This window comes from Asticcacaulis solisilvae (genome assembly GCF_017875235.1).
Classification (GTDB): domain Bacteria; phylum Pseudomonadota; class Alphaproteobacteria; order Caulobacterales; family Caulobacteraceae; genus Asticcacaulis; species Asticcacaulis solisilvae_A.
Window position 1 is genome coordinate 530,897 of the sequence record NZ_JAGGMI010000002.1, and the last position, 17,306, is coordinate 548,202.

General features: G+C 60.4%; 16 protein-coding genes. 12 read left to right on the plus strand and 4 right to left on the minus strand.

The features are described 5' to 3' along the window. Positions 1-28: 28 nt before the first annotated feature. Together motA and J2X24_RS05640 are read right to left on the minus strand one after the other, a co-directional pair. Positions 29-901 carry a flagellar motor stator protein MotA gene (gene motA, locus J2X24_RS05635; protein WP_209717864.1) on the minus strand — a complete coding sequence of 291 codons (873 nt, stop codon included), beginning with the start codon at positions 899-901 and terminating at the stop codon, positions 29-31. 116 nt (positions 902-1,017) lie between these two features. Continuing rightward, positions 1,018-2,370 carry a lytic murein transglycosylase gene (locus J2X24_RS05640; protein ID WP_209717866.1) on the minus strand — a complete coding sequence of 451 codons (1,353 nt, stop codon included), beginning with the start codon at positions 2,368-2,370 and terminating at the stop codon, positions 1,018-1,020. 249 nt (positions 2,371-2,619) lie between these two features. Between J2X24_RS05640 and ykgO the strand changes: the two genes are divergently transcribed. From ykgO to J2X24_RS05670, 6 genes are all read left to right on the plus strand, one after another. Next, positions 2,620-2,745 carry a type B 50S ribosomal protein L36 gene (gene ykgO, locus J2X24_RS05645; RefSeq protein WP_090644072.1) on the plus strand — a complete coding sequence of 42 codons (126 nt, stop codon included), beginning with the start codon at positions 2,620-2,622 and terminating at the stop codon, positions 2,743-2,745. Positions 2,746-2,842: 97 nt separating this feature from the next. Next, on the plus strand, positions 2,843-3,451 hold the full coding sequence (locus J2X24_RS05650) for an HAD family hydrolase (protein ID WP_209717868.1): 609 nt from the start codon (positions 2,843-2,845) through the stop codon (positions 3,449-3,451). 109 nt (positions 3,452-3,560) lie between these two features. Further along, a complete protein-coding gene (gene gapR, locus J2X24_RS05655; RefSeq protein ID WP_192619903.1) occupies positions 3,561-3,833 on the plus strand; it encodes a nucleoid-associated protein GapR in 273 nt (90 codons plus the stop codon). Between the two features lie 81 nt (positions 3,834-3,914). Then, complete coding sequence (locus J2X24_RS05660; RefSeq protein WP_209717871.1) at positions 3,915-4,331, plus strand: hypothetical protein; 417 nt, start codon at positions 3,915-3,917, stop codon at positions 4,329-4,331. A 105-nt stretch (positions 4,332-4,436) separates the two neighbouring features. Further along, positions 4,437-5,816 (plus strand): MFS transporter, encoded by a 1,380-nt coding sequence (locus tag J2X24_RS05665; RefSeq protein ID WP_209717874.1) that lies wholly within the window; start codon positions 4,437-4,439, stop codon positions 5,814-5,816. After that, positions 5,816-8,167, plus strand: coding sequence for a GH36-type glycosyl hydrolase domain-containing protein (locus tag J2X24_RS05670; protein ID WP_209717878.1), 2,352 nt, complete (start codon positions 5,816-5,818; stop codon positions 8,165-8,167). The genes J2X24_RS05665 and J2X24_RS05670 overlap by 1 nt, the downstream gene beginning before the upstream one ends. Before the next feature lie 98 nt (positions 8,168-8,265). On the opposite strand, the gene J2X24_RS05675 is transcribed toward J2X24_RS05670, so the two are convergent. After that, the gene (locus tag J2X24_RS05675) at positions 8,266-9,411 is read right to left on the minus strand and encodes a lactonase family protein (RefSeq protein WP_209717881.1); all 1,146 of its coding nucleotides are present in this window, start codon (positions 9,409-9,411) and stop codon (positions 8,266-8,268) included. A gap of 212 nt (positions 9,412-9,623) precedes the next feature. Next, positions 9,624-11,087 carry a sigma-54-dependent transcriptional regulator gene (locus J2X24_RS05680; RefSeq protein WP_209717884.1) on the minus strand — a complete coding sequence of 488 codons (1,464 nt, stop codon included), beginning with the start codon at positions 11,085-11,087 and terminating at the stop codon, positions 9,624-9,626. A gap of 242 nt (positions 11,088-11,329) precedes the next feature. On the opposite strand from J2X24_RS05680, the gene J2X24_RS05685 reads away from it, so the two are divergent. The 6 genes from J2X24_RS05685 (at position 11,330) to J2X24_RS05710 (ending at position 17,230) form a co-directional block, all read left to right on the plus strand. Then, positions 11,330-13,138 carry a M3 family oligoendopeptidase gene (locus tag J2X24_RS05685; RefSeq protein WP_209717887.1) on the plus strand — a complete coding sequence of 603 codons (1,809 nt, stop codon included), beginning with the start codon at positions 11,330-11,332 and terminating at the stop codon, positions 13,136-13,138. Positions 13,139-13,231: 93 nt separating this feature from the next. After that, positions 13,232-13,480, plus strand: coding sequence for an aa3-type cytochrome c oxidase subunit IV (locus J2X24_RS05690; protein WP_209717890.1), 249 nt, complete (start codon positions 13,232-13,234; stop codon positions 13,478-13,480). A 416-nt stretch (positions 13,481-13,896) separates the two neighbouring features. Beyond that, positions 13,897-15,042, plus strand: a complete 1,146-nt coding sequence (locus tag J2X24_RS05695) for a Re/Si-specific NAD(P)(+) transhydrogenase subunit alpha (RefSeq protein WP_404977814.1) — start codon at positions 13,897-13,899, stop codon at positions 15,040-15,042. 10 nt (positions 15,043-15,052) lie between these two features. After that, the gene (locus J2X24_RS05700; RefSeq protein ID WP_209717892.1) at positions 15,053-15,379 is read left to right on the plus strand and encodes a proton-translocating transhydrogenase family protein; all 327 of its coding nucleotides are present in this window, start codon (positions 15,053-15,055) and stop codon (positions 15,377-15,379) included. Continuing rightward, positions 15,379-16,800: an NAD(P)(+) transhydrogenase (Re/Si-specific) subunit beta gene (locus tag J2X24_RS05705; protein WP_209717895.1), complete on the plus strand. Its 1,422-nt coding sequence runs from the start codon at positions 15,379-15,381 to the stop codon at positions 16,798-16,800. The genes J2X24_RS05700 and J2X24_RS05705 overlap by 1 nt, the downstream gene beginning before the upstream one ends. Positions 16,801-16,810: 10 nt before the next feature. Next, entirely contained in the window at positions 16,811-17,230 is a 420-nt protein-coding gene (locus J2X24_RS05710) for a DUF1801 domain-containing protein (protein ID WP_209717898.1), read from the plus strand. The last annotated feature ends 76 nt before the right edge of the window (positions 17,231-17,306 follow it).

The window sequence follows — 17,306 nt, forward strand, 5'->3', positions numbered from 1 at the left end:
AAAGCTATATCGATTCGAGCAGCGTGTATTACGCCGCTTCGTTCGGGATGTTGTTCAGCGCCTCTTCCATCTCGGCGAAGGACGGCTGCGAGACCGACGGGATGCTGCCACGGCCGATTTCAACCGATATCTGCGCGGCGTTGCCATGCAGGTGGGCGACCAGTACCGACTGGATGATCTTGTAGAAGGCGCCCTCTTCCTCGATGACCCCCGACATACGGGTCGCGAACGGCCCCGCCAGGCCATAGGCGAGCAGAACGCCCAGGAAGGTACCGACGAGCGCGCCACCGATCATGCCGCCCAGGATTTCCGGCGGCTCAGTGATCGAACCCATGGTCTTGACCACGCCCATAACGGCGACGACGATACCCAGAGCCGGGAATGCGTCGGCCATGCTTTGCATCGCGTGAGCCGGGTGCAGGGCTTCGTGGTGATGCTTTTCAAGCTGCTTTTCCATGGCGTCCTCGACCTGGTGCGGGTCCTCGAGGTTCATGGTCATCATACGCAGCGTATCGCAGATGAAATCGATGGCGAAGTGATCCTTCATGATCTTCGGGAAACGGGTGAAGATCGTCGAATCGTGCGGCTTTTCGATATGGCTTTCCAGGGCGATGACGCCCTTGGATTTCATGGTCTTGGTCAACAGGAACAGCAGCGAAAGAAGATCGCGATAATCCGACGCCTTCCACTTGGAACCGCCGAACACCTTGCCCATGCCCGCGCCCATGCCTTTGAGCGTCGTCAGGTCATTGGCGATAAGCGCCGCCCCCGCCGCAGCGCCGCCGATGCCCATCATTTCGAAGGGCAATGAGTGCAGGATGGGCGCCATGCTGCCGCCCGACAACAGATAGCTGCCGAACACCATGGCGAACAGAACGACGATACCGATGATCTGGAACATTCAGACACACACCCAAGCCTATTATTCAGGCGCACTATGGGTGTTAATCATTAAGAGGCGGTTTCCCGCGCGGGCGGGCTAATTCTCTTTTTTAATAAGTCGGTCTGTTTCCAGTGTCAGCTTGGCCTGACCGCCGGCGTCCCGCCCTGCATGACGACGAAGCGGTTGGCCAGATCGAAGCTGAGATAGCCGTCGGCCGGTTCGTTGTTCGCCTTCTGCCATTCGCGAATCGCCTGGCGCGTTCCGACGCCAATGACGCCGTCGATCGTGCCCGGGTTGAAACCCGCGGCCTTCAGCGCTTCCTGGGTCTTCATGCGCTGATCCAGGCTGAGCGGCGGCTCGACCGGCCACGGCGTGACGGTGCTGTCCTTGCCGCAGACGCCGTCGGCCAGCAAGCCGACCGCCAGCGCGTAGGAGGTCGAATTATTATACTTGCGAATGACGTAGTGGTTCGGCAGCGCCATGAAGGCCGGGCCGTTGGCGCCGGACGGCAACAGGATAATGCCGTTTTCGTTGAGTTCCTCAGGCCGGAAATAGCCGCCGTCGGCGCGCTTGACGCCCAAAGCCTGCCAGTCGGCCGGCTTCTTGGTCTTCTCGGTCTCGGCCAGATAATAGTCGAAGCCCGGCGGCAGGATGACCTCGACCGCCCATTCCTGTCCAGCCTTCCAGCCTTCCTTGGCCAGCAGGTTGGCGCTGGAGGCCAGGGCATCCGAATCAGAGGCCCAGATATCGACGATGCCGTCGCCGTCGCCATCGGCACCCAGGCGCAGATAGCTGTCGGGCATGAATTGCGTCTGGCCCATGGCCCCGGCCCACGACCCCTTGAGGCGTTCGCGCGGAATCTTGTGGTCGCGCAGGATGGTCAGGGCGGCGATCAACTGGTCTTCGGCCCAGACGCGACGGCGGCCGTCGAAGGCCAGGGTCGCCAGCGCGGCGAGGACATCCGTACTGCCCTGGACGCGGCCCAGATCGCTTTCCATCGACCAGATGCCGCCCAGCAGGCACTTCGGTACGCCATATTTCGCTTCGATCGCCGGCACATTGGTGTTGGCTTCGACCCTGGCGCGCGCCGCGGCCGCGCGCGCCGGCGATACGGCCTGGCGCATATAACTGGAAGCAGGCTTGGAAAATTCGGGCTGCTGATTGTCGGCGGATTTGACACTTTGCAACGGCTGCACGCCGTCCAGCGCCGCCGTGACGAAACCGGCGTCGAAGCCGCGCATGACGGCCTTTTTGATAAAGTCCTGCTTCCAGGCGTCGAAATCACCATAGGCGGTAATCGGCACAGGGTTGGTCGCAGGAGACGCGGGCGTCGCGGCCGGTGCATTGGCGGTCGGCGCGCTGATCTCAGGGTGCTGTTGCGGTACCGGCGTGCTGGCCGTGGGCGCGGTCGACGGCGTGGGCGTTTGCGGGCCGGTGCTGGCGCAGGCGGTCAGGACAGCAAACAGGCTCAGGGCGCGAAACCGCATCTCATTCTCCTCCCGGCATTATCGAACCGGCTTGGCTGGCATCTTAAGCCGACATTTATGTAAGTTCCAACCGTGAAAGCTTAATGATCCCGAGAAATCTGGCGGGGGTAAGGCAAAATCCGTTGACAAGGGACGCGCCCTCCCATAGATACCGCGCCTCTATTGGCGGGCGACAGCGCAACCGGACGGTTGGCGATGCGCGCATGCCGAACAGTCTCAACGCCTATTACAAAGACCAGGTGAAAACCAATGAAAGTCCGCAGCTCGCTCAAGTCGCTGAAAGGTCGCCATCGCGACTGCAAGATCGTGCGCCGCAAGGGCATCGTCTATGTGATCAACAAGACGGACCCGCGCTTCAAGGCCAAGCAGGGCTAATCCAGGTTATTAAAGACGTTTCGGCGTCTTGATCCTGTCATCGAAAAACGCTTAAAGCGACCGCGCTTTAAGCGTTTTTTTCGTGTCCGGAGGTTGCATGTCAGAAATCAAAGCCGTCCTGTTCGATATCGGCAATGTCATGATCACCTGGCATCCGGAAAACCTGTTCCGCAAGGTCATTGCCGACGCCGAGCGCCGCCAGCATTTCCTGACGAACGTCGTGCCCATGAGTTGGCACGACAAACACGATGCCGGCGTCACCTTCGCGGAGAATCGCGCTCAGCGTCTGGTCGATTTCCCCGAGTTCGCCGACGAAATCCACGCCTTCGACAATCGTTTTGATGAGATGCTGGGTGATCCGATTCCGGAGACCATGGCAATTATCGAAGAACTGGAAGCCAAAGGCATTCCGCAATATGCGCTGACCAACATGCCGCAGGAAAAGGCTGAGATGGTCTTCTCAAAAATCCCGGCCTTCCGGCACATGCGCGACGTCATCATTTCCGGCGTCGAAAAGATCGTAAAGCCCGATCCGCGCATCTACGATATTGCCCTCAAGCGCCTGGGCCTGCCGGCCGAGGCCGTCTTTTTCACCGACGACAACCGCGCCAATATCGAAGCCGCCAAGGCCATGGGCTTCGTTACGCACCTGTTCGACCGGCCAGAAACCCTGCGGCCGGCCATGGTTGACGCCGGTATTCTATAATCATCCACAGGCAATCACGACATTTTCGTTGCTCGTGAGTTGAGAGGAGCGAATCACTTGGCTATGGTTAAGCCCAAGTGCTTTTTTCACCTCTCAGGATAAGTCCGCCATGGCCGATGACGCCCCCTCCTTCCAATCCGACGACGTCATCTCCGGCGCGGCCCAGGGCCGTCTCAAGTCGTTCATCGAACGCATTGAACGTCTTGAGGAAGACAAGGCCGCGGTTAGTGAGGACTTGAAGGAAGTCTATTCCGAAGCCAAGGGCGAAGGTTTCGACGTCAAGATCCTGCGCAAGGTCGTCCGCATCCGTAAGCAGGACAAGGCCAAGATGTCCGAAGAAGAGGCCTTGATCGAACTCTACATGTCGGCCATCGAAGGCTGATCTGGTCGCTTGACAGCACTAAGCCCGCTTTCCATCTTTACCGGATGAAAAGCGGGCTTTTTCATATCCGGATGCCACCTCATGGCGTTTAAATCCAAGACGTCATCTAAGGGCATGTCCCGGTCAAAGCCGCTGCAGGCCAAGGCGTCCATAAAAGCCGGTCAAGGCTTCAAGGCCAAGCCCGCCACAAAATCCCCTCCCGCCCCGCCTTCCCTTGCCGAGCAACGCAAGGCTCAGCAGCAGGCACTACAAAAATCAACATTGAAACTGTTGGAACGCGCCCGCAAGGAAGCGACCGAAGCTGGCGTCCCTCTGTCCGAATGGGAGGGCGAATTCCTTGAAAGCGTTTCAGACCGCGTCCGCACCTATGGCCGCGCCTTTGCCGATCCCGACAAGGGCGCCGTGAATGGCACCCTTTCCGTCCGCCAGGGCATAAAGCTGCGGGAAATCCGCAAAAAAGCCCGAAGAGGCAAACTGGAAGACGCGGAAGAAAAATAAGACCGCTTCCAATGGATTGAAACCGCTTCCAAATTATGACAGCGCTTTCCAAAACACAGATATGCGTGCTAGCGTCGCCCAAACAGACAAAAAATGGTTGGGAAGATGAGCAAGGATGGAAGCGTGGCGAACAAGCCGGGACTGTTTGAACGTCTAAGCTACGGCGCGGGCGATTTCGGGTTCAACCTGTACTGGACGACCATATCGGCCTTCCTGCTGATATTTTACACCGACAGTTTCGGGCTGGATCCGCGCGTCGCCGGCACCATGCTGCTGACGACAAAGCTGCTGGATTCGTTCGTTGATCCGTTGATGGGTGCCATTTCCGACCGGACGAAGACCAAATGGGGCCGCTATCGCCCGTGGCTTCTGTGGGCGGCCATCCCCATGGCGGTGTCGGCCGTCCTGACCTTCACTACGCCGGATCTCGATTCCACCGCCAAGGTCATTTACGCCTATATCACTTTTGCGATCATGATGGCCGTCTATTCGGTCGTCAGCATCCCCTACGGCGCCCTGTCCGGCGTTCTGACCAACGATCCGCAGTCGCGCACCCAGATCAACAGCTTCCGCTTCGTCTTCGCCTTCGCCGGCGGTACCTTCGTTACCTACTGCACACCGATCCTGGTCAAATGGTTCGCGACGAAGTTCGGCGGCGGTGATGACACGGTCGGCTGGCAACTGACCATGGCGCTTTACGGGATTCTGGCCTGCCTGTTCTTCTTCAACGTCTTCGCGACGGCGCGTGAGCGTATCACGCCCGTGCAGGAACAAAAGGTCAGCCCGTGGCGCGACATCGCCGACCTGTCGCAAAACCGCCCGTGGATGGTCCTGTTCGTGCTGTCGCTGGTCATCATGGTGACGATTTCGACCCGCATGGGCGCCGCGCCCTATTATATGAAATACTTCATCGGCGAACCCGACAAGGTGAAGGAGTTCCTGACCATCTACGGCTTCGCCCTGGCCGGCGGCGCCCTCCTCACCCCCGTCATGACCCGCTTCATCGACAAGAAGTCGCTGCTGATGATCCTGATGGGCCTGGTCGGTGTCTTTTCAATCGCCTTCTACTTCATCCCGAAGGATCAGCTGTGGCTGGCCTATGTGATGCAGGTGGTGATCGGCCTGTGTTTGGGTCCCAAGTCGCCTTTGACCTTTTCCATGTACGCCGACACGGCCGACTATACGGAATACAAGACCAACCGCCGCGCCACCGCCATGACCTTCTCCGCGGCGATCTTCGCCCAGAAACTAGGCGGGGCGCTGGCTTCGGCCGTTATTGGCTGGACCTTGGCCAGCCTCGGCTACGAGGCCAACAAGGTCCAGGGCGACGCCTCCCAGGAAGGCATATTGCTGCTGATGAGCGTCGTACCTGGCGTCCTGGCCCTTTTGTCTGCCGTCATCATGGCCGCCTACGACCTCAACGATAAACGCCTCGCCGAAGTGCAGGCCGAACTGACTTCCCGCAAAGCCCCAAAAGACGACTGATGCCCCTCATAGATTTTGACGCCGACACCTGCCGCCTGCACAGCGCGACAGCCCTTCCGCTTGCCGCCGGTTACCTGTGGAACCCGCGCATGATGATCCACATGACGGCCCGTGGCTTTGCCACCGCCCAGTTCATGCAGCCCGAACCGGCCAAATACGCCCGCGCCCAGATCATGGAAGCCAAGCACTTCATGCTGCCGGAACAGGGCACCTATGCCCACCATCCGGGTCGTTTTTTCTACATCAAGAACCGTAACAATAGCGGTATCTTTTCAGTGCCTTACGAGCCTGTGCGTAAGCCTGTTGATAAGTTTGAATTCCGCCTCACCCCGACGGATATTTCGTGGGAAATTCAGCAGGATAATCTGTGGATAGAGGTTATCCTCACCCTGCCGGTCGATGAGGCGTGTGAGCTATGGGAGGTGCGCCTGCACAATGCCGGCGACGCGCCACAGAGTATCAGCCTTTATCCCGCCTTCCCGCTTGGCCTGATGAGTTGGATGAACCAGTCGGCGGACTTCCACGCCGGCCTGAACAGCATTGTCGCGGATTGCGTCACTCCGTACCAGAAGGTCGCCGACTACTTCAAAAACAAGGACCTGAAGGACAAGGTCTTTCTGCTCAGTGAACAGACGCCGGTGGCCTTTGAGACGCGCCAGGCGCGTTTCGAAGGCGAAGGCGGCCTGCACAATCCGGACGGCCTGCAAGGCGCGCGCCTGGCAGGCGGCGTGGCGCGCTATGAGAACCCAATCTGCGCCATGCAGTTCGACCACGACCTGGCACCCGGCGAGACGACGACGCACCGCTTCCTGTTCGGTCCGGCCTTCGATGAGCCGGAAATTGCGCGCCTGAAATCGCGCTTCCTGTCGGCCGATGGGTTTAATCAGGCCCGCCAGGACTACGCGCAATACATGGCACGGGGACACGGATCAATCAATGTTGATTTCAGCGACAAACACCTCACCACTTTTGTCAATGCGTGGATGCCGCGCCAGGTCTATTACCATGGCGACACCAATCGCCTCAGCACCGATCCGCAGACGCGCAACTTCCTTCAGGACGCCATGGGCAGCGTCTACGTCCAGCCGCAAACCGCACGCGCCGTTCTTCTCAAAGCCTTGTCACAACAGGAAGAGAGCGGCGCCATGCCCGACGGCATCACGCTGTATGAAGGCGCCGAACTGAAATATATCAACCAGGTTCCGCACACGGATCACGCGGTCTGGCTGGCGCTTTTTCTGGAATCCTACCTGTCGGAAACCGACGACTACGCCCTACTCGACGTGCCGGTTCTCAACACGCACACGAACGAAACGCTCAGCGTCCGTGAGCGCGTGTCGAAGGCAAATCAATGGTTGATCAAATCAGTTGATCATCGCAATCTCAACTTCATCGAACAGGGCGACTGGAACGACCCGATGAACATGGTCGGCTGGAAAGGCCGCGGTGTTTCGGGCTGGCTGAGCATGGCGACCGCCTACTCGCTGCGTCTGTGGGCCGGCATCCTGATGGCTGACGCCCGCGACGGTTCCGAGTTCGCCACTGCCGCCCAGCGCTTCAATGCCGCCGTTAACACCCACCTGTGGGACGGCGACTGGTACGGTCGCGGCATCACCGATGATGATGTCGTGTTCGGCATAAAAAAGGACGTCGAGGGCCGTATCTATCTCAACGCCCAAAGCTGGGCCCTTTTGTCGGGCGCGGCCGACGCCAGCAAGGCGCCCCTGATGCTCAAGGCCATCGAGGAACAACTGGAAACGCCCTACGGCGTCGAAATGATCGGCCCAGCTTACACGCACATGCGCGAGGATGTGGGCCGCCTGACGCAGAAATTTCCAGGTGTGGCGGAAAACGGCTCGGTCTATAACCACGCCGCCGCATTCTACATCCACAGCCTCTATGAGATCGGCCAGGCCGACAAGGCGTTTGAGCTGCTCCGCCGCATGCTAACCGGCCCCGACGAGGAAGACCTGCTGCGCCGCGGCCAGTTGCCCATCTTCCTGCCCAACTATTATCGTGGCGCGCACAGGCAGTTCCCAGACGCCTCAGGACGCTCCTCGCACCTGTTCAACACAGGTACTGCCGCGTGGATCTATCGCAGCCTGATCGAGGGCCTGCTGGGCCTCAAGGGCTGCCGTGAGGGCCTCTGTATCAACCCGCAACTGCCGTCACATTGGAACGAGGCAAAAGCCACCCGCTGGTTCCGTGGCGCGGAGTTCCGTGTTCACATCCAGCGCCAATCAACGATTGAATCCGTTCGGGTGACCTGCAATGAAAAGCCCCTGAGCGACAACGTCGTCAGGGGCATAAGTAGCGGTTCTGTTTATAATATTTCCGTTTTGGTCCCTTAGATCGGTATGATGTTAAGTGGAAACATCATGCCGATCTAAGTTTTTGTTTTGTCGCGATATTTAAGGCGAAAACCGCTTACACTTTTCGCCATATCGCTCTAGGCGACGGGCCCCAGGAAGACCGGTGCGGCCACAGTGAACTTGGCATTGTGGGCGCGCAGGGTGCCGTTGGTATATTGCGCCATGACCGTCACATCGTTGCTCTTCTGGTGGGCGACGACGAGGCGGTCGAAGCCCGGAATGATATAGAAGAAGCGCGGCCAGTCACCGCCGGTCGGGATGATCTGCAACAGCGCCAGGCGGCCGGTCGTATCCAGGCCGAAGACCGCGATCGAGTTATGGCCACGGTTCGAAACGTACAGGATATTGCCCAGGTCGTTCATGGCCATGTGGCCGGCGAAGCTGGCGCCGGTGAAGTCCGCTGGCAGGGTTTTGATGTACTGCACGTCCTCGAACGTGCCGTCGCCTTTCGGGCGCAGGGTAATCAGGGCGTTTTCCAGTTCGCCCAGAATGTGGGCGACCTGACCCGACGGGTGCAGGTTCAGGTGGCGCGGACCGAAGCCCGGCTCGCACTTGTAGGCGACGAACTTTTCACCGACGGCGCCGGTGGCGGCGTCGAAGGTGTAGCCCAGGACCTCATCCGTGCCCAGATCGACGCTGTAGATGTATTTCTGATCGACCGAGAACTTGACCCAGTGGGCGTGCGGGCCCTGCTGTCGATCGGTATTGGGGCCGGAACCCGAATTCTGCTTGACGATCGCGGGTTCGAGCGGCAGGCCGCTCTTCGGATCCAGCTTGTAGACGGCGATATTGCCCGAATTGTAGTTGGCGACCGCCAGATACGATTCCGTGGCATCCAGTGAGATATAGCAGGGTCCACTGCCCTGGCTGGACACTTCGCCCTTCTTGGTCCACTTGGAGCCGTTGGTAGACACTTGATAGACGCCGATCAGGCCGTTTTCCTGTTCGTTGACGACGTAATGACGCTTCAGCTTCGGGCTATAGACACCGTAAGAGGCGTTCGGCACGGTCGGGTCCGGCTTTTTGCCTTCGGTCCATTTGTCATAGGCGGCCGAATAGGACAGCGTGGTGACGCCCACGCCGCCTCCCGACGCGTAAGAGCCTACATAGTAAACAAGGTCCCCAATCGCGGCGTTGGCCAGGGCCGGCGCAAAGCCAGCAGCAGCGACTGAACCCGCGAGAAAGAGACGGCGGTCAACTCCGCGCGACGAGTTCTTAGACATGAAAATCCCTCTTGCATTTAAATGCAGCCGGTAAACTAGCCAATCCCTGCAGGACTGGCCAGTCCTTTATTCTCTTGCCCGTGGCTCTTATCCGGAACTGGGCCAGGCCTGTGCCGCACCCACCGTTACAACAATGATATTAACAATACAGACAGTTGATTTCATTGTCAATTTCCGTATTAGCACAGAAGTTGAACGCAACCCACCTGACCCTAGCCGGCTTCCTTGACCAGGCCTTCCAGACCGCAATCGCGGACTTTCCGGTACAGAGTCGAACGGCCGATGCCAAGACGGCGCGCCACTTCGGACATGTGACCGGCATAAACGCTGATGGCGTGTTCAATCAGATCGCGTTCAATGTCTTCGAGTTTGCGCAGATGGCCGGCCTCATCGAGTATGCGGACCGGAGCATCGTGCAGGGCGCTGACCTCCTCGATCTGCTCGCGGACACTCTGGGCCAGGCTGACCGTGGCCGCAGGGACGGGTGCGGGCGCCGGCATGTTGACACCGCTGATGGCCGGAAAGTCGTAAGCCTGCAGGTGCGGGCTGTCGGCCAGGACGATGGCGCGGTAGATGGTGTTTTCGAGCTGGCGGACATTCCCCGGCCATTCATAGGCGCACAACATCTGCAGGGCTTCGGCCGACACACCGCTGACCCGCTTGCCCTCTTCGACATTGAAGCGGCGGATGAAGTGCTCGATCAGGGCCGGAATGTCGTCGCGGCGTTCGCGCAGTGAAGGCGCTTCGATCGGGAAAACGTTGAGGCGGTAAAACAGGTCTTCGCGGAAAGCGCCGGCCTTGACCTGGTCGGCCAGGTTGCGGTTGGTCGCTGAAATGATGCGGACATCGACCTTGACCGGGCGCTTGGAGCCGACCGGATCGATTTCGCCTTCCTGAAGCGCGCGCAGCAGCTTGACCTGCATGTCGAGCGGCAGTTCACCGACCTCGTCGAGGAACAGCGTGCCGCCGTTGGCTTCCTGGAACTTGCCAAGGTGCTTGTCGGAGGCACCGGTGAACGAACCCTTTTCGTGGCCGAACAGGATCGATTCCACCAGGTTTTCCGGCAGGGCGCCGCAGTTGACGGCGACGAAGGGCTTGCCCGAACGCTCGCTCGAACCTTGGATGGCGCGGGCGATCAGTTCCTTACCGACGCCGCTTTCGCCAAGGATCAGCACGGGAATGGACGACTTGGCGGCGCGTTCGCCCAGACGGCGGACCATCGTCATGGCCGGCGATGTGCCGATCAGGTCATCGAACGAGGTGCGATTAGTGGCGTGTTTCTTCAGGCGCGTCACTTCGGCGGCCATGTCACCCATCTGCAAGGCGTTGCGCACCGAGACGAGGATGCGTTCCGGCGACGCCGGCTTGATGAAGAAGTCCTGGGCGCCGGCCTGCATGGCCTTGACGACGGTGTCGATCCCGCCCGAGGCGGTCAGCACCACGACCGGCGTGCGCAGCCCCGCCGCGCGGATCTCCTTCAGCGTGTCGATGCCCGATTGTCCCGGCATGACCAGGTCGAGGATGACGGCATCGATCCCGGTCGTCGTCGTCAGGCGATCATAGGCCTGCGCGCCGTTTTCGGCGTGGAGGACGGCGAAGCCTTCGCGTTCCAGCACAGCCTGAATCAGGCGGCGTTGCGTGGGATCGTCGTCACAGATCAGGATCGTCTTGGCCATGTCATACCATCTCTATATCGGACACCGTCGTTCTGACGGCGCGGTTTATTTTGAGACAGTCTTAGCCGAACGGCATAAAAATCAGGTTTAGACACAGGGTTAATGTGTCATACACGGACTGCGCCGGCACAGCTTATCCCCACCCAATCCAATCTGTCCGCAGTTGTGGACCAATCCAGAATTCGGCTCGATTTTTTGTGGGCGCGTGCTTATGTGCCAGCATATATCCGCGAGATTTTATCATGACTCAACTGCCCGTCGATTCCGCCACCGGCCTGCCGGTCTGGGACCTTTCCGATCTTTATAGTGGTCCAGACGATCCCGGCATCGACGCGGACCTGAAGGCGGGCGCTGGCTTCGTCAAGGACCTGGCCAAGCTCCAGGGGCAGTTTCTGGCGGCGCGCGGCAATGCCGAACGCCTGGGCCTTCTGATCGACCAGGCGGCGTCGCTGTATGAAAAGGCGATGGACCAGATGGGCGGAGCCCTGGCCTATGCCACCCTGGCATCAACCATTGATCGTGAAAGCACGCGCGTCGCCACGCTTGAGTCCGACCTGCGGACGCAAGCCGCGATGATCTCGGCCGACAGCCTGTTCCTCAGTCTCGAACTGAACCAGCTCGAAGACTGGGAAATTGAAAATGCGCTGAAGACGGTCGAAAAGGCACAGAAGTGGCGCCCATGGCTGCGCCGTATACGGGCTTCAAGGCCGCACGAACTGTCGGCCGAACTGGAACGGCTGATGCTGGAGCGCATGCCGGCGGTCGGCCAATGGACGCGCCTGTTCGACGAAACCCTGACCCGCCTGCGCGCCAAGGTTGGCCCAAAAAACAAAGAAGAGAGCCTGACGCTCAATGAGGCCCTCACCCGCCTGTCGGCGCCTGAACCCGCGGTGCGCAAGGCCGCGGCCTTGGGCCTCACGGATGCGCTAAAAGAGAATGCGCCGGTACTGGCGCTCTGTCTCAATACCCTTGCCTTTGAAAAGCAGGTCGAGGATCGCTGGCGGAAGTACGAAACCCCGGCCGCCTCGCGCCACCTGGCCAATGAGGTCGACAAGGACGCCGTCGACGCCATGGCCGACGCGGTCTCCGAAGCCTATGCCGGCCTGTCGCACCGCTATTACGCGTTGAAGGCGCGGATCATGGGCCGCAAGCAGCTCGACTTCTGGGACCGCAACGCACCCCTGACACAGGAGGTGCAGAAGCGCTATGGCTGGAACGAAGCCAAGTCCATCGTGCTCGACTCGTTTGCCCAGATGGGGCCCGAGTTCGAGGAACGCGCCCGCGTCTTCTTCGACAAGCCCTGGATCGACGCCGCGCCCCGGCCGGGCAAGTCGTCCGGCGCCTATGCGCACCCGGTGACCGCCAACCGTCACCCGTACGTCATGCTGAACTTCACCGGGGACCGCCGTGAAGTCCTGACCCTGGCGCACGAACTGGGCCACGCCGTTCACCAGACCCTGTGCCAGCCGCTGGGCTCGATCCTGGCCGACACGCCGCTGACGCTCGCGGAAACCGCCTCGATCTTTGCTGAGGGCCTGGTCTTCGAGCACCTGGTCGCCGACGCCAGCAAGGACGACAAGAAGGCGCTGCTGGCCGGCAAGATCGAGGACGGCCTGAACTCGGTCATCCGCCAGATCGCCTTCCACCGTTTCGAAGAACGTTTCCACGCCGCCCGCCAGGCCGGCGAGGTCGCCATCCCCGAGATCAACGCCATGTGGCTTGAGGTCATGGGTGAATCGCTCGGCCCCGCGATCAAGCTCAACGACGGCTACGAATACTGGTGGGCCTATATCTCCCACTTCGTCCACGCGCCCTTCTACGTCTACGCCTACAGCTTCGGCGACCTGCTGGTCTCGGCCCTGATGGAAAAACGCCGCGAGGATCCGGCCGCCTTCACGCCGCTATACCGCAACCTTTTGGCCGGTGGAGGCACCAGGACCTATACCGAGGCGCTCCAGCCCTTCGGCATGAATCCGCGCGACAAGAGCTTCTGGAAGATGGGCGTATCGCGGCTGGAAGGCCTCATCGACGGCTTTGAAGCCATTCTGTAAGGTAGGCGAGGTTGACCGAGGCTTCCGCCTTTTGTAAGAGCGAACCCAATACTGTTTCGCAGATGCACTCTGCACCGATTTAGGACTGTGCCAATGGCTGACCACCACGATCATCACAACGACTATGTCCATGGTGAAATGGACATCTCGCAGCACAAGCACAGCTATGAACTGTTCGCTGACCTGACCAAGTGGGGCAGCCTGCACCTGGCCGTCGTTCTGGTCTTCCTGGTCGTCCTGACCTGCATCCCCGGTGCCGGCTGGATTCCCGCCATCATCTCGGGCGCCGTCGTCGGCGTGCTGGGCTTCATCCTGCTGAAGAAAAAGCCGGACAGCCACTAAAGCGATATGGCGAAACGAAGTTCGACGCATCCAAAAGCGTGAAGCGGTTTTCGCCTTAAATATTGCGACAACGAAAAAGTCCAGGCGCGCTCAGGCGCAGCATCTCACCCCATCCCAAAGGGCTTCAGCGTGACGCGCGAATCATCGTGCTCGCGCTGAACACGATTCTGACCGGCCGTCCTTACACGAACTTTTGCGATCCCGTTTATTGGCCGCGTCACCGGTGAAAGCCTTGTTATGCCTGGCATTTTGGCGCCCTGAATGTCCTGACATCTGGGAAAAAATGGTAAAGTCACTTCGTACCTTTACTTGCCCGCAAATTCCTCATAACACACCTTAGATAATAAACGGCGACACCAATGTCGTTGCGGATGCAATTAGACACCCGCCAAAGCCATAGTCAGAGGGATAACAACTTGGCTGTCACTATCGCGGTACTCAAGGAAACCCATGCCAATGAAGCACGGGTCGCGGCAACCCCGGAAACGGTCAAGAAATGGACCGGCGCTGGACTTGCCGTTACAATCGAAACGGGCGCGGGACTAGGCGCGGCGATCACGGACGACGCCTATACAGGCGCCGGTGCGACGATTGCCGCAACCGGCACAGAGGCCGCGGCCCGAGGCGACATCGTCCTGAAGGTACGCAACCCATCGGCCGCCGAGATAGCGGCGCTGAAACCGGGCGCGACCGTCATTGCGCTGCTCGACGCCCACCGCGAAAAAGAAACATTGCAGGCCCTGGCGACCAAGGGCGCGACCGCCTACGCCATGGAGTTCGTCCCGCGCATCACCAGGGCGCAAGTCATGGATGCCCTGTCGTCGCAGGCCAACCTCGCCGGCTATCGCGCCGTCATCGAAGCGGCGGCTGCCTACGGCAAGGCCTTCCCGATGATGATGACGGCCGCCGGCACGGTCGCGCCCGCCAAGGCCTTCATTATGGGCGTCGGCGTCGCCGGCCTGCAGGCCATCGCCACGGCGCGTCGTCTGGGCGCGGTCGTCACCGCCACTGACGTCCGCCCGGCCACGAAGGAACAGGTCGAGTCCCTGGGCGGCAAGTTCCTGGCTGTCGAGGACGAAGAGTTCAAGAACGCCCAGACTGCCGGCGGCTACGCCAAGGAGATGTCGGCGGAATACAAGGCCAAACAGGCGGCACTCGTTTCCTCCCACATCGCCAAACAGGACATCGTCATCACCACCGCCCTGATCCCGGGCCGCGCCGCGCCGATCCTGGTCACGAAAGAACAGGTCGCCAGCATGAAACCGGGCTCGGTGCTGATCGATCTGGCCGCCCCGCAAGGCGGCAATGTCGAAGGCTGCGTCGCCGATCAGATCGTCGACGTCAACGGCGTCAAAATCATCGGTTTCTCGAACATCGTAACAAACATCGCCACCGACGCCTCGGCGCTCTACGCCAAGAACCTCCAGGCCTTTGTCGGCCTGCTTGTCAACAAGGAAGGCGCATTGGCCCCCGACATGGAAGACGAGATCCTGAAAGGGTCTCTGGTCACCAACGGCGGCGCGATCGTCCATCCGGCATTGAATGCCCAAGGCCAGGGCTAGGGAGAGTACAATGGAAGTCATCTATCACCTGGCCATCTTCGTCCTGGCCATCTTCGTCGGCTACTACGTCGTGTGGAGCGTTACGCCCGCCCTGCATACGCCGCTGATGGCCGTCACCAACGCCATTTCCTCGGTGATCATTGTCGGCGCGCTGATCGCCGCCGCTGCCAGCGTCACCGAAATGAACAGCGGAATGGGCGCGTGGGTCGCCAAGGGCGCTGGCGGTCTCGCCTCGGCGCTGGCCGCCGTCAACATCTTCGGTGGCTTCATGGTCACGCGCCGGATGCTGGCCATGTACAAGAAAAAAGAAAAGAAGACTGAAGGGGGCAAGCACTAATGGAACAGCTAACTACCCTCGCCTATCTCGTTTCGGGCGTCCTGTTCATTCTTGCCCTGCGCGGCCTGTCGTCGCCTGAGACCTCGCGTCAAGGCAATCTCTACGGCATGGTCGGCATGGCTATCGCCGTCGGCGTGACCATCTTCCACCTGATGAGTGCCGGCTCGCTGGATGCAACGACCATCGTCATCATCCTGGCCGGCATCGCGGTTGGCGGCATCGCGGGCACGGTCATCGCGCAGAAGGTCTCCATGACCTCGATGCCGCAACTGGTCGCGGCCTTCCACAGCCTGGTCGGCATGGCCGCGTGCATGGTCGCCATCGGCGCCCTTTATGCCCCACGCGCCTCCGGCATCGACAATGGCCTGGACGGCATTCACACCCAGTCGATCATAGAACTGGCGCTGGGTTGCGCCATCGGCGCCATCACCTTTACCGGCTCGGTCATCGCCTTCGCCAAGCTCAACGGCAATATGTCAGGTGCGCCGATTATCCTGCCGGCGCGCCACCTGCTCAACATCGCGCTGGGCGTCGCTATCATCGGCCTGATCGTCTATATGGTCGTCAATCACGGCACGCCGGACACGCAGTGGGCGTTCTGGGGCATCTTCGGCCTGTCGCTGGTGCTCGGCATCACCCTGATCATCCCGATCGGCGGCGCCGACATGCCGGTCGTCGTGTCGATGCTCAACTCCTATTCGGGCTGGGCCGCGGCGGCGCTCGGCTTTACGCTGGAAAACATCGCCCTGATCATCACCGGCGCTCTGGTCGGCTCCTCGGGCGCGATCCTCAGCTACATCATGTGTAAGGGCATGAACCGCAGCTTCGTCAGCGTCATCCTCGGCGGTTTCGGTGGCGACGCGAGCGCGACCACTGCAGGTGGCAAGGTCGAAACCCGCCCGGTCAAGCAGGGCTCGGCCGACGACGCTGCCTTCATCATGAAGAACGCCTCCAAGGTCATCATCGTCCCGGGCTACGGCATGGCCGTCGCCCAGGCCCAGCATGCGCTCCGCGAAATGGCCGACAAGCTGAAGGAGGAAGGCGTCGAGGTGAAGTACGCCATCCATCCGGTTGCTGGCCGTATGCCCGGACACATGAACGTCCTGCTGGCCGAAGCCAATGTGCCCTACGACGAAGTTTTTGAGCTGGAAGACATCAACTCGGAATTCGCCACGGCCGATGTCGCCTTCGTCATCGGCGCCAATGACGTCACCAACCCGGCCGCCAAGACCGACCCGACCTCGGCCATCTACGGCATGCCGATCCTCGACGTCGAAAAGGCCCAGACCGTTTTGTTCGTCAAGCGCGGCATGGCGGCGGGCTATGCCGGCGTCGAAAACGAGCTCTTCTTCCGCGACAACACCATGATGCTGTTCGCCGATGCCAAGAAAATGGTCGAAGGCATCGTCAAGGGGCTGTAAGCTCGAGGCCATGTCCGAGCCCAAGACCAGACCCACCGATGTCGATCCGCGCGTCTTTGTCGAGACACAGGCGCCGGAACGGCATCGGGCGGACTCCCTGGTCCTTATCGACATGCTGGCCGACGTTACCGGTGAGCCGCCCGTCATGTGGGGCGACGCCATTGTCGGCTTTGGCCAGTACACCTACGTCAATTCCAGCAAAAAGCCGCAGACCTGGCCGCTGATCGGCTTTTCGCCGCGCAAGGGCGATATCACCCTCTACATCATGCCGGGTTTCGACGGCCTGGCAGAGCCTCTGTCACGGCTGGGCAAGCACACAACCGCCCGTTCCTGTCTTTATATTAAACGGCTGGCGGATATCGACCGGGACGTGCTGCGCGACATTCTGGCCTATGGCTACGCGACCACGAAGGCGCGCCACCCCAACTGAACTTATGCCCGGCTTATGCATTCATGCGTCATTCAGCCTTCATTTGGCACCATTGCGCCCATATGCTAGGCAAGTG